Raw genomic sequence first — 11,847 nt, 5'->3', positions numbered from 1 at the left:
AATGAAGATAGTGTTGGTCTTTACGCTGGTTTTCAGCAATATTTTGGCTCATATTTTATTTAAAATGGCCAGCACTGAGCTTAAGACCTTTGATCTAGTTAGTTTGGCAACTAACTATAAGTTGATTGTGGGTGCACTGCTGCAAGTTGGTGCACTGTTGGTTTGGGTCCGGTTACTTCAGCATGTAGAGTTATTCTGGGCGGGATTAATGGCGGCAATGATTCCATTAGGTTTAGTACTAGCGGGGCGAATAATCTTTAACGAACAACTGTCAACTACTCATATTTTAGGCGCAGTTTTAATTGTTTCGGGTCTTTTCATTATGAATATTCAAAGAGTCTAAAATGATGAAAAAAGTCAGTATTGTGGTGTCTCTTTACAATGAACAAGACAACATTATTAAGCTCGTCGAAGAAATTGAGTCGGCATTAAGTTGCTATGCGGGTGAATTGTCATTTGAGCTGATACTAGTAAATGATGGAAGCACGGATAACACTTTAATAGTGAGTAAAGACGTAAAAGAGAGAGTCAGCTGGGCTACAGTAGTGGTATTTAATTTATTTAGAAATTTTGGCCATGAAGTAGCGATGACTGCTGGTATGGACGTAGCTACTGGTGATGCAGTGATTTTTATGGATGGTGACTTACAGCATCCTCCGGCACTACTACCTAAGTTTATTAATCATTGGTTAGATGGTAGTGAACTTGTTTTAAGTCGAAAAAACAGTGAAGACACATGGCTCTATCGAACTTTAAAGTCGGCCTATTTTTGGCTTCTCAACAAATTATCCGCTACGGGTATTCCTAAGAATTATCCAGATTTTAAACTGCTCGATCGCAAGTTTGTTGAGTTAGTAAAACAGTTAGATGAAAGAGAGAGAATATTTCGTGGCTTGCTACATTACGTCGGAATTAATAATTATAAGATTATTGATTTTGAGGTGGCTGAGCGCTACGCGGGTAACAGCAAATATAGTTATAAATCGTCTTTTGGCTTGGCTATTAGCAGTATATTGCAGTTTTCGACTAAACCACTTCGTCTAGCCATTTACACAGGGCTTGCATCGGCATTTCTTTCTTTAATCTTAGCTGTTGTAACTTTGGTTCAGTATTTGTTTTATGATTATAGTAGGACCGGCTACGCTACTACCATCTTGACCATTGTCTTTATGGGGTCTGTGCAGTTAGTGGTACTCGGTATTCTTGGTGAGTACGTAGGAAAAATCCATATTGAAACCAAAAAACGACCATTATATTTTGGAGCTGTAGTTGAATCTGAACAGAACAGTGACGATTAAGATTAACTGGGTATTAGATAACTTAATACCACCAGTCTTAAGAGATAATCGTTATTTCATGTACCCGTTGATATGGCTACTATTTCGAGGGAAAACTCGAGTAGTTATGGACTTCAAATCATCTGCGCATGATTTAGATTCTCGTCAAATTCGTGATATCTATTTAGAAACCCAATCTGCGCATATGCAGCGCGAGACAGACTTGAATCAAGCATCTATTGACTTGGTTTTGGATTATTTACAGGGGCAATCAGTTTTAGATATTGCTTGCGGTAGTGGGCACCTTTGTAGACTAATAGCGAAGAAGAAGCCTGCACTTAAAGTAGTTGGTGCCGATTTTATTGCGCCCACTAGCGATGAGTTGGAATATCATAACGTCAATATTACAGCCACACCTTTTACCGATAAGCAGTTTGATACAGTAATAAGCGCGCATACGTTAGAACATATTATTGATTTTGAAGAAGCGCTAAAAGAGTTGCGTCGTATTTGTCGAAGTAGATTGATAATAGTGCTACCGAGACAAAGGGAATATCGTTATACCTACGATCTGCACGTACACTTTTTCCCTTATAATTACAGTGTATTGCAGAAATTAAAGCCTGTTGTACCTTATGAATTAACTTTATGTGGTGGTGACTGGGTGTATGTAGAAACATACGATCTGGAGCAGTAAGAGTGAAGAAAAAAAGCATTGAACAGATATTGTCTGAGTTTCCCAAGACAAGACCCCCAATGAGCCCCCAACATCATCAACGCTATGAACTCGACTATAAAATAAACCGTAGTAGCACAGCTAGTTTAGCTGGTAAGGCTGCGTTGTGGATGGAGCGGTGGATGCATAAAAAGGTCGCGGATGGCCAAGGGGGAAGAACCTTAGAAGTAGGGGCTGGAACTCTGAATCATTTGTGCTTTGAAGAACTAAATGACGACTACGATGTTGTCGAGCCACTTAAGTTTTTGTATGAAGAGCAATTGGCGGAAATGGCTAAAGTGAATACATTCTATGGGAGCTTGTCTGAAGTACCAGCGAATAAAGAGTATGACCGAGTAATTTCCATTGCTACTTTTGAACATATGGAAAATTTGCCAGCTGAGCTAGCTTTGATGCATCAACTACTGGCCCCCAATGGGCAATTGCAAGTAGGAATACCGTCAGAAGGCGGAGCGTTATGGGGGCTATCTTGGCGGCTAACGACAGGGATCTCTTATCGTTTACGTACAGGCTTAGCGTACAAGCAGTTGGTTCGTCATGAGCATATTAATACTGCTGAAGATATTATTGAGTTAATCAAACATCAATTTAGCAATGTTAAAGTCAAGCGTTCGTTTATTGGCCATAAACATTTGAGTTTCTACACTTTCATTACAGCGTCGAAGTAATCATGACTGCCCATACTAAGTTACCATCAATTCGAGAGGTAGATGGACGAAAGACGTTATTAATTGAGGCCGAAAAGCTGGCCAAAAATCGCAATAATTTCCGTTTATGGTTTAGCGTGGGCTGTCTGTATGGTGGATTGATTGTTTGTTTTTTCACTGTGACTTATGTTAGACAAGCAGAAGTCTTGAAGATGTGTTTTCTGCCACTTTTTATTATGATTGGTTGGTTGCAATATGCAATAGTTCAAGCCATGCATGAAGCAATTCATCAGGTTAGTAAGAGAAGTAAATACCAATTTTTTCTAGCTGATTTATTGTTGTTTTATGCGGTAGGTTTGAAGCCTTCGTACCGTCGTATACATTGGGAGCACCATAAGTTCTTTGGCTCAATGGAGCATGATCCAGATGCAGTTGTTTACCGTCGCTTCCCGCATAGTAAATGTCAGTTATTAAGTAATTTAATACTTAACTTTTTCGGCCTAATGGCTGTCGTACAATTGTTTCGTCAACATTTCAATTTTCAGTCAAAAGTTGCTGCTAAGCATCACCGCAAAAAGCACAGTGGTGAGCTAAATCAATTACTTATACTGTGTTTAGTTCAATTAACCATTGCTGGTATCATTAGTCTCTATTCATCTTGGCTTGATTACGTATTATTTTGGTTATTGCCGTTATTAACCTTAGTTAAAACCCTATCATATATAAGAGTCCTTGCTGAGCACGGTGATGACAAAAATACTCACGCCCTCAGGAGTTTTTCAGGTAGTTGGGCTGCTCGTTATTTGTTTGGGCCTTTTGGTTTCGCTTTTCATGCTGAACACCATTGGTTTCCGAATGTACCTTATTACAAACTGCCCCAACTGAGTGCGCAGATTAAAACTACTGGCGCAGTTCCAAAGCAAGGAGATGCGCTTGAGCATTTAAGTTACAGCCATGCTTATCTCATTTATCTTTGGTTTTGTCAGTTGCCTTGGTGTAGGAGAAAACAACCATGACAACATGTAGAGTTTGCAGTCAACCCTTATCAGAGAAAACCATTGAAGGAATTCGTGATTGGGAGTTTGGTGCAGGTGGTGAATATAGTTATTTAAAATGTAATAGTTGTGGTATTCATCAATTACATCCATTTCCTACCTTGGACGACTTGAAGTTAGCATACCCAGACAATTACACGGCCTTTATAGAAGAAAAAGGTGACCGTGGTTTGTTGTACCGAATAATGTCATTGGCTAGCGAAAAGATGTTTAAACGCAGTTTTCGAAATTTGATTACGCCTAGTTGTAAAGTATTAGATGTTGGGTGCGGTAACGGTGAATTTCTAATAAAACTCCGAAAACTTGGGGCAAGTAAATTAGTAGGAATAGACTTTAGTGAGGCAGCAGTTGCACTATGCAATGAAAAAGGTATTGAAACTTACAATGGGATTTTCACTGACTTCCAGCAAGAATCGCAGAGTTTTGATGCCATTTTTATGATCAATTATATTGAGCATGTATTGTCTCCTAAAAATGAATTAACGCAAGCCTTTAGACTACTCAAACCAGGGGCTAAACTCATCGGTGAGTTGCCTAACTTTGCTAGTCTAGATCGAAAGTTATTTGGACGATATTGGGGAGGTAATCACGTACCCAGACACACCTTTCAGTATGATCCTCAATCATTAAGGAAATTACTTGTTGATGCTGGTTTTGGCAATATTCAAATTCAGCAAGATCTGAACCCTGGACATATTGTGATTTCAATACAAAATTGGCTACAGCGCAAAGCCCCGAATTTGGCTAATAACCCTAAGCTACGCTTTGGTCGAATGCGCCATTTTAGCCTAATGTTATTAATGTTATTGCCGTTAAATGTGTTATTTGTGTTACTAGGGCGTTCAGGGGTGATTCGATTCAGCGCAGAGCGAGAGTAAACACCTATGAACTCTTGCTCAACAGTGTGCTTCAGATGATATTGTCATGTGAGTTGAATGAACACAAAAACATTTTACACTTTATATTATTTGGCTATCTTAATTTGGGCGGGCACACCGACAGCGGTTGTTCCTTTAGGAATATTATTGATAACGACGCTCCCCGCACCCACGACAACATTATCATCAACATTAACAAGTTGCTTAACTACTGAACCTGCACCTATCCAAACACATTTTCCAACAGTAACTCCTCCTGCAAGCGTAGCATTTGGGGAGATATGAGAGAATTCATTTATTTTACAATCGTGCTCAATAACTGCGCTCGTATTAATAATTACACCGCAGTCTACTTCCGCAAAGGCATTAATCACTGCTCCAGCCATAACAACGGTACCATGCCCTAAATTGGCATGTCTGCTGATAGTTGCGCTTGGGTGCACTAATACGGGAAACCTACCGCCTGCTTCTTGCAATTCACTTTGTTTTTTTCGACGAATTAAGTTATCCCCAATTGCAATACATAAGCTGTACTCGTTTAAAGATTTAAGTAAGTCTCGCGTATTACCAATAACCGGCCAATGTGCTATTGAATCGATTTTTGGGAAAGCATCGTCATAAAATACCACACTGTAACCATTTAACTCAGCAATGTCGGCAATCACTTTACCGTGACCACTTGCACCAAGGATTGCTAGTTTAGGTATCATTTTTGTTTCCCTTGAATGGTTCGATAGTAACGTGACCTTCTGCAGATATGCCTTCTTTTACAAATACTTTTTTAACCGTTAGAAATAAAATTTTCATATCAAGTAAAAATGAACGGTTGTCAACATACCAAACATCTAGTGCAAATTTCTCATCCCAGCTAAGTGCGTTGCGTCCATTTATTTGTGCCCATCCCGTTACGCCTGGACGAACCTCGTGACGCCGCGCCTGTTCGTTACTGTACAACGGTAGATACTGCTCTAACAAAGGGCGCGGTCCTACGAGACTCATTTCACCTTTTAGTACATTCCAGAGTTCGGGGAGTTCGTCTAAACTTGAGTTACGTAACTTGTTACCAAATGGAGTCATGCGTTCTGAATCAGGAAGCGGGATACCGTTTTCATCAACAGCGTCCTTCATTGTGCGGAATTTTACCATTTCAAATAGTTCACCATTTTTTCCGGGGCGAGCTTGCCGGAACAAAACAGGTGATCCTAAATTGTTACGAATTTTCCAAGCCACTATAGCGATTATTGGTGACAATAGAATCAACGCAACCAAACTAGTTAAAAAATCAAAGAGGCGTTTCAATGCTTTGCTCCCGTAACCCATTTAACCCACTTATCTGCTAGCATATGGCGATCAAAGCTTTCCTCAGCTAGGCGCTTAGCATTCTCACCTTTTACTTTTAAAGATAACCTGTCTTTAGCGGCTTGTTCTAATGCATCTGCAAACAACTCGGGTTGCTCAGGAGGAACGCTAAAACCACAATCGTATTTGGTAATCATTTCAGATAGCCAACCGGGATAATTATTTAGAACCGGTAAGCCAGAAGAAATATAATCGAAAAATTTATTAGGAGATGTACCAAAGTAAAAAGCCGGTATGTTCGCCAGCAATTGCAAACCCACATCAGCACTTTTCATCAATCCAGCTAGTTTCGCTTTATTGATAGGTTCATGAAAAATAACGTTTGTAAGGCCTTCGTTTTTTGCACGCTCAAGCAAAGCTGCTTTTAACTTTCCTTGTCCAACAAACACAAGCTTAATATCGTTTCTATTGCGTTTTTGTAGCTCTGCTGCGGCATCTAGGGCTGCGTCTAGACCATTTGCTATTCCATGAGTTCCTGTGAATACTGCCATCAGGTCAGAGTCAGCAACGCCTTTTGGTCTCCAAGGCGTGTTATCAGCCGAAAATAGAGTTAAATCACAACCGTTAGGTACCAATTCAACATTAGATTCTTTTACGCCTCGTTTCGTGATCCCCTTGACGATACCAGGTGACAGGCCTATACAACGATTTGCACTCTTATATGACACCCATTCAAGTATCGACATCAAAGACAATATAATTGGGTTTTTAATAACTCCCATTTCTCTGGGTAATTCAGGCCATAAGTCACGTACCTCGAAAACGAATGGTTTACCTCTTAGCCAACGCGCCAAAATACCGGGAATTCCTGCGGTAAGCGGAGTAGTTGTTGCAAACAAAACATCATATTTACGTGTAAGTGCAATGCCAATGCTCTTTAAAGCAAATTTTACGAAAGTGAAGCTACGTTTTACAAAGCCATCTGTATTTGAATATGCCAAATCAAATTCGATGATATATATTCCATCTACATAACCCTCTCTGCGTCCAGATTTAAAATCGCGGGTTAGGCCTGTTTCACCGCCGCCATAACTTCCACACACCATTGTTACTGAATGACCACAATGAATGGCACGCTTAGCCATTTCGTAAGACCGAATTCCTGTTGACCCATTGGGCGTTGAAAAATGTTGGTGGAAATATAGAATGTCCATTAATTATATTTATACTCTGTTGTTAGGGTGCAATTTTCTGCGAGTTCAATTTCTAGCACAGGAATAGGAGTTTCCTCGAAGTAATAGCGAGATTCTTTTCCTTCGGTAATTTCAAAGCGCTTGATGGTCGCACTTGTTGATACCTTAATGGTATGTTTCCCATCAGTAATTGTTGTATCAATGACCTTCCAGTTGCTGGGTTTTAGGCGCCACCTCAAAATTGCTTTTTGCTTAACGCCCGAAAGCGTATCAGTGACTTTTAAACGCTCATCATCTAATGAAATACTTCGGTAATGAGAGCGGCCTAAGTAATCTTGATATCCCGCCGATGCCTGCCCATTGGCGGTGTCATCTTTAATCCTAAATGGCTTTAACCAAGCGCCTAATAAAAATCGACTTAAGCGAGGCATCGGCTCAAACTTATCTATTTCTATTGTATTGTGACTCTTTACTCCGCCGTAATAATCGATATAGCGTTGTCCAGCGTTGTAACTGAATGTTCCGCCGTCACGCAAGAGATTTTCACCAGCTACCCAAAAATCTACATGTAGAGCATCATTTTGACTGGGTCTAAATTTATATTTTGGATAGTTGAAAAGTACAAATGCACTTGTGCTTTTCGACCTAAGCACAAAATAACCACCATCTGGGTGGTGGACGCATGGCCTCTTCAACAAATGCTCTACTGGCTTTTCCAAACCAAACCACTTCAAGGTCAGATCATAAGTACCATTTACCTTCCATGCAGCTTTACGATGAAATAAAGTCGCGGCTAGTTGTACAGATGGCCTAAAATCACGATAGTCGGTATTTGTTAATGGCAAAAGTCGCGCACCGTCATTAGCTCCCAGATTCGGAACATCACCGTGTTCATCATCTGTTAGTTCGAAGAGCCAATTTATTGCCGCCTGTAGTCGACTTCTTAAGGTGTTCGAAAACTGAGGCAAGTTATTTTTATAGCGCCAAATTTCCGCAATTGAATATGCATCAAGCATCACACGATGGTAATTAGTCGAGTATTGACTAAATGTTCCGTCTCGCATAATGAGACTAGCAGCTCTGTTTTCTAGCCATTTTCTTCCTTGCTCTCGCCATTTTTGTCCCTGCGGTTTACCATTGCGAGCTAACCAGTCGCCACCAATAAAAAGCGCTGATGCTTCTGAAGTAGCGTGATTGTTACTTTGTGCAACAGCATACAATATGGTTGGAGAAATACGCTGAAGATGTGCTTCGATCAAATCGAGTAGCGGTTGAGATGTATTCTCTATCTGGTTGAGGATCAGCGCAGCACATGCTAAATGCATAACGCGAATAGATGCTTCTTGTCCACACTTCCAGTTAACTCCGTTGTATGGAGGGTTTGTTTCAGTCCAACTATTAAGCCAATCGTTAAGGTTTCGTAACGAAGTCTTATCTCCTACGGCGGCTCTTTGGGCAAATGCAAGTACCCAGTCAAAACGAGATGCCTCCCAAATTCCCTTAATGTCGCCAATTGTTGAATCAAAATCACCGATCTTGAACCACGGAGAGTTCTTTGGAGACTCAAGGTGATTTAGACAGTTTAAATGCCAGTTGGGTATTTGAGGACTGGAAATTTCTCTACCAAAATAATGGTGACTTCCTTGCCAAGTTGAACAAGGTTCAAATGCTGTTTTCAGGACACTTGGCTGTTCATAAAAAACACCCTTTGGCACCTTAAACTTCAACCTTTTAACAGGGTTCAAGCCAGTACGTATACCTATACGATACAAACCAAAACGGACTAGGTTGTGAATACCTAATCCGAGTATTGTCTTTAGTTTCAGTAACTTCATTCTTGCTCGCGCAACTGCTGGGCAACATCAATGGTTACCTTAGCAACTTCGAATAACTCCTCAGCAGAAATAGGCGAAGCCTCTCCAGATTTGATGCTATTGATAAATGCCTTTGCACAGTTAGTCTGACCTTTATCTTGTTTCCAGAGGTTGAGTTTTTTAAAGCCTTTCCACCCGAAGCCTTTTAGTTTAATAAAATTATCCAATTGAAGGGTAGCGCCTGCTGCAAACACCTCAATACGCTCTTTAGGGAAGCTTGCTGCTCCATTAGCTAAATAATGAATCGTGCCAAACGAACCGTCTGCAAAACCTAAAATAATTGCCGCTTTATCTTCAGTTATTTCAACTGCGTTTGAATCTCCCATGCGTCTCGCTTGGACAGATATAACTTCACTACCCGCAAGATAGCGCATTAAATCAATAAAATGGCATGCTTCACCGATTATACGGCCGCCACCTACTGAGGTATCTTGTGTCCAATGGTTGGCTGGAATACTACCTGCGTTCATGGTCATAATAAACGACTTAGGCTCCTTAATCGGAGTCAAAAGTTGCTTCATTTTTTGAACTTGAGGAGAAAAACGACGGTTGAAGCCAACCATTAGTTTGCTTGATGCTGATTCGTAGTACGCTGACTTAACAACTTCTAGTTCTTCGTAAGTTATAGCCAAAGGCTTTTCAACAAAAACGTTTTTATGTGCTTTAAGTGCTTTTTCAACAAAATAAGCGTGACTGTTGTGACGTGTTGCAATTGCTATTGTATTGATGACAGGGTTATCGATCATCGCTTGAGTATCAGTCGTAGCATGTTCAAAGCCTGACTTTTCGCCATGAATTACACCATTGATTCCACCTGAAGTAGCAATTGAATGAAATTGAGCTCCAGCCTGTTTGAATGCAGGGATCAGCATACGTGATGCATAATTTCCAGCGCCAACAAAACCAATAACTGGTTCGCTTTGGGTATAATTCGTTGTTGAGCCCAATCGAATTGACTTATCGTGGCGATCGGCTGGAGTAGAGTCATACTGTAACAAAATGCCGAGTGCGCTTTTGTCCGTTGTCAACAAATCGTAAGCACTACTAGCGTCTTCAAATTTAAAACGGTGTGTTATCAATGGTTTAACGTCAAGCTGACCACCTGACATCATGTCTAAAATTGCTTCAAAGTTACGCTGTTCAGTCCAACGAACAAAAGCCAATGGGTAGTCGTTGCCTTGCTCCTCATAACTAGGGTCATAGCGGCCAGGACCATATGAGCAAGAAACTTGGAATGTAAGTTCTTTTTCATAAAAATCTGCACGACTAAGTTCTAAGCCAGTCACTCCTACCAAAATGATTCGGCCACGCTTACGGCTCATTCTTGCAGCCTGAGTAACGGGATCATTTGATTTTGTAGATGCCGTAATGATTACACCGTCAACACCTGCTCCGCGGCTGAAAGACATACCTGCTGCGACAGGGTCTTCACCCATACTAAGGTTACAAATCTCGGCACCATATGCCTTGGCTAACTCAAGTTTATCTTGATCAAAATCGATGGCTAGTACTCTACACCCCTGAGCGCGAAGCATTTGGACTGTCAATAGGCCAATTAGACCAACTCCCGTCACTACAAAGCACTCACCCATAGTTGGATTGGCTAAACGTATCCCTTGTAAACCGATACTTGCAACTACAGTGAATGAAGCTTCTTCATCAGTTACATTATTTGGAATTTTTGCAACCAAATTTTTAGCAACACGTACAACATCCGCGTGAGGGCCATTAGAAACTACTCGATCACCTTTTTGAAATAACTCAACTCCGGTACCAATATTATCTATGACTCCGACATTACAATAACCAAGAGGAAGGGGTTGCGCTAGTTTCGATTTAACTGCTTCGACAGTTGTCATGAGGCCGTCAGTTTGTACTTTCTCTAGTACCATTTTGACTTTATCAGGTTGTGCCCGGGCCTTATCAATCAAGTTCGCCTTTCCAAAATCAACAAGCATGCGTTCCGTGCCAGCTGATATTAATGTTGTAGTAGTATTAATAACTACATGATTCTTTGTGGCTTGTGGCGCTGGCGCTTCAACAATTGTAGAGCCCCCTTTTGCCATGTCTTGCAGTATTTGCTTCATAATGTTGTATTAACTCGTATCACTTTAATCGGCGTTGTTAGGCAGAATATTTTGTTTTTCAGCAGAGGTGGGGTAGTTAATTAAAACGGCTTTGTATTTACCTTTAAACACAAACGTACTGCCCGCAGCCGCGCCAATTACAGGGTGAGCTTGAACTAGAGTTTTGATGTCATCATAACGACCTGCTCCGCCAACTACTGTTAATGGAACGTTTGTTACACTTTTAACCTTCTCTATTAGGTTGAGGTCGTAACCTTTCATAGTGCCGTCGTTGTCAATAGAGTTAACAACTATCTCTCCAGCACCTAACTCTTGCACTTTTTGAGCAAATTCAAATGCACAGACTTTTTCGTTTATCTTACCGTTCAATGTGTAGCAATCGTATTTGCCGCCAAACATACGTTTCTTAACGTCTAATACTACAACTACACTTTGTCGACCAACCTGTTCGGCAAGCTCTTTGATTATGCTCGGATTCTTAAACACAACTGAGCTTAGCGCTACTTTTTCAACACCGAGACCAAGAATACGTTGTGCTTGTTCTACTGATTTAATTCCACCGCCATAACACAAAGGCATACGGCACTCTGCGGCTAGGTTTTCAATCATTTTATAGTCTGGCTCTCGCCCTTCTACCGAAGCGTCGATATCTATAACAGTAAGTTCATCGGCCTCTTTTTCATTAAATATTTTAACTGCATTTATTGGATCACCAACATACTTTGCATCTTTAAATTTGACTGTCTTTACTAAACCTTTGTTGTGCACTAACAGCACAGGAATTATTCTGGGTAACAGCAT

At 40.7% G+C, this 11,847-nt stretch carries 12 protein-coding genes; 6 read left to right on the top strand and 6 right to left on the bottom strand.

Annotated elements, in window-relative coordinates; all coding sequences use genetic code 11:
- Position 1 precedes the first annotated feature (1 nt).
- The 6 genes from EYR97_RS09005 to EYR97_RS08980 all read left to right on the top strand — a co-directional run bounded on the left by EYR97_RS09005 (position 2) and on the right by EYR97_RS08980 (position 4,593).
- Positions 2-343 (top strand): hypothetical protein, encoded by a 342-nt coding sequence (locus EYR97_RS09005; RefSeq protein ID WP_131093514.1) that lies wholly within the window; start codon positions 2-4, stop codon positions 341-343.
- A 1-nt stretch (position 344) separates the two neighbouring features.
- The gene (locus EYR97_RS09000; protein WP_131093513.1) at positions 345-1,298 is read left to right on the top strand and encodes a glycosyltransferase family 2 protein; all 954 of its coding nucleotides are present in this window, start codon (positions 345-347) and stop codon (positions 1,296-1,298) included.
- A 106-nt stretch (positions 1,299-1,404) separates the two neighbouring features.
- On the top strand, positions 1,405-1,974 hold the full coding sequence (locus EYR97_RS08995; protein WP_165478010.1) for a class I SAM-dependent methyltransferase: 570 nt from the start codon (positions 1,405-1,407) through the stop codon (positions 1,972-1,974).
- Positions 1,975-1,976: 2 nt separating this feature from the next.
- The gene (locus tag EYR97_RS08990) at positions 1,977-2,681 is read left to right on the top strand and encodes a bifunctional 2-polyprenyl-6-hydroxyphenol methylase/3-demethylubiquinol 3-O-methyltransferase UbiG (protein ID WP_131093511.1); all 705 of its coding nucleotides are present in this window, start codon (positions 1,977-1,979) and stop codon (positions 2,679-2,681) included.
- Between the two features lie 2 nt (positions 2,682-2,683).
- Complete coding sequence (locus EYR97_RS08985; protein ID WP_131093510.1) at positions 2,684-3,676, top strand: fatty acid desaturase; 993 nt, start codon at positions 2,684-2,686, stop codon at positions 3,674-3,676.
- Positions 3,673-4,593: a bifunctional 2-polyprenyl-6-hydroxyphenol methylase/3-demethylubiquinol 3-O-methyltransferase UbiG gene (locus EYR97_RS08980; protein WP_131093509.1), complete on the top strand. Its 921-nt coding sequence runs from the start codon at positions 3,673-3,675 to the stop codon at positions 4,591-4,593. Before EYR97_RS08985 ends, EYR97_RS08980 begins: the two co-directional genes overlap by 4 nt.
- A gap of 86 nt (positions 4,594-4,679) precedes the next feature.
- Here EYR97_RS08980 and EYR97_RS08975 read toward each other — a convergent pair whose 3' ends face one another.
- From EYR97_RS08975 to EYR97_RS08950, 6 genes are read right to left on the bottom strand one after another with little or no spacing between them, the layout of a single operon-like run.
- On the bottom strand, positions 4,680-5,303 hold the full coding sequence (locus tag EYR97_RS08975) for an acetyltransferase (RefSeq protein WP_131093508.1): 624 nt from the start codon (positions 5,301-5,303) through the stop codon (positions 4,680-4,682).
- Positions 5,293-5,892 carry a sugar transferase gene (locus EYR97_RS08970; RefSeq protein WP_278186713.1) on the bottom strand — a complete coding sequence of 200 codons (600 nt, stop codon included), beginning with the start codon at positions 5,890-5,892 and terminating at the stop codon, positions 5,293-5,295. Before EYR97_RS08970 ends, EYR97_RS08975 begins: the two co-directional genes overlap by 11 nt.
- Positions 5,889-7,106: a glycosyltransferase family 4 protein gene (locus EYR97_RS08965; RefSeq protein ID WP_131093506.1), complete on the bottom strand. Its 1,218-nt coding sequence runs from the start codon at positions 7,104-7,106 to the stop codon at positions 5,889-5,891. The genes EYR97_RS08970 and EYR97_RS08965 overlap by 4 nt, the downstream gene beginning before the upstream one ends.
- Positions 7,106-8,920: an alginate lyase family protein gene (locus EYR97_RS08960; RefSeq protein ID WP_131093505.1), complete on the bottom strand. Its 1,815-nt coding sequence runs from the start codon at positions 8,918-8,920 to the stop codon at positions 7,106-7,108. The genes EYR97_RS08965 and EYR97_RS08960 overlap by 1 nt, the downstream gene beginning before the upstream one ends.
- Positions 8,917-11,046: a bi-domain-containing oxidoreductase gene (locus tag EYR97_RS08955; protein ID WP_131093504.1), complete on the bottom strand. Its 2,130-nt coding sequence runs from the start codon at positions 11,044-11,046 to the stop codon at positions 8,917-8,919. Before EYR97_RS08955 ends, EYR97_RS08960 begins: the two co-directional genes overlap by 4 nt.
- Positions 11,047-11,070: 24 nt before the next feature.
- Entirely contained in the window at positions 11,071-11,847 is a 777-nt protein-coding gene (locus EYR97_RS08950) for an AglZ/HisF2 family acetamidino modification protein (RefSeq protein WP_131093503.1), read from the bottom strand.

It is taken from the genome of Alteromonas sp. KUL42 (genome assembly GCF_006538325.1).
Lineage (GTDB): Bacteria > Pseudomonadota > Gammaproteobacteria > Enterobacterales > Alteromonadaceae > Alteromonas.
Note: the sequence above shows the minus strand (reverse complement) of the source record. Positions and strands in the feature narration are given on the sequence as shown.

What these genes read in the sequence shown, in the direction of transcription:
- EYR97_RS08975 (WP_131093508.1), bottom strand. Translation starts at nt 5,303, where the DNA reads ATGATACCTAAACTAGCAATCCTTGGTGCAAGTGGTCACGGTAAAGTG.
- EYR97_RS08950 (WP_131093503.1), bottom strand. Translation starts at nt 11,847, where the DNA reads ATGCTGTTACCCAGAATAATTCCTGTGCTGTTAGTGCACAACAAAGGT.
- EYR97_RS08995 (WP_165478010.1), top strand. Translation starts at nt 1,405, where the DNA reads ATGGACTTCAAATCATCTGCGCATGATTTAGATTCTCGTCAAATTCGT.
- EYR97_RS08985 (WP_131093510.1), top strand. Translation starts at nt 2,684, where the DNA reads ATGACTGCCCATACTAAGTTACCATCAATTCGAGAGGTAGATGGACGA.
- EYR97_RS08965 (WP_131093506.1), bottom strand. Translation starts at nt 7,106, where the DNA reads ATGGACATTCTATATTTCCACCAACATTTTTCAACGCCCAATGGGTCA.
- EYR97_RS08960 (WP_131093505.1), bottom strand. Translation starts at nt 8,920, where the DNA reads ATGAAGTTACTGAAACTAAAGACAATACTCGGATTAGGTATTCACAAC.
- EYR97_RS08955 (WP_131093504.1), bottom strand. Translation starts at nt 11,046, where the DNA reads ATGAAGCAAATACTGCAAGACATGGCAAAAGGGGGCTCTACAATTGTT.
- EYR97_RS08980 (WP_131093509.1), top strand. Translation starts at nt 3,673, where the DNA reads ATGACAACATGTAGAGTTTGCAGTCAACCCTTATCAGAGAAAACCATT.
- EYR97_RS09000 (WP_131093513.1), top strand. Translation starts at nt 345, where the DNA reads ATGATGAAAAAAGTCAGTATTGTGGTGTCTCTTTACAATGAACAAGAC.
- EYR97_RS09005 (WP_131093514.1), top strand. Translation starts at nt 2, where the DNA reads ATGAAGATAGTGTTGGTCTTTACGCTGGTTTTCAGCAATATTTTGGCT.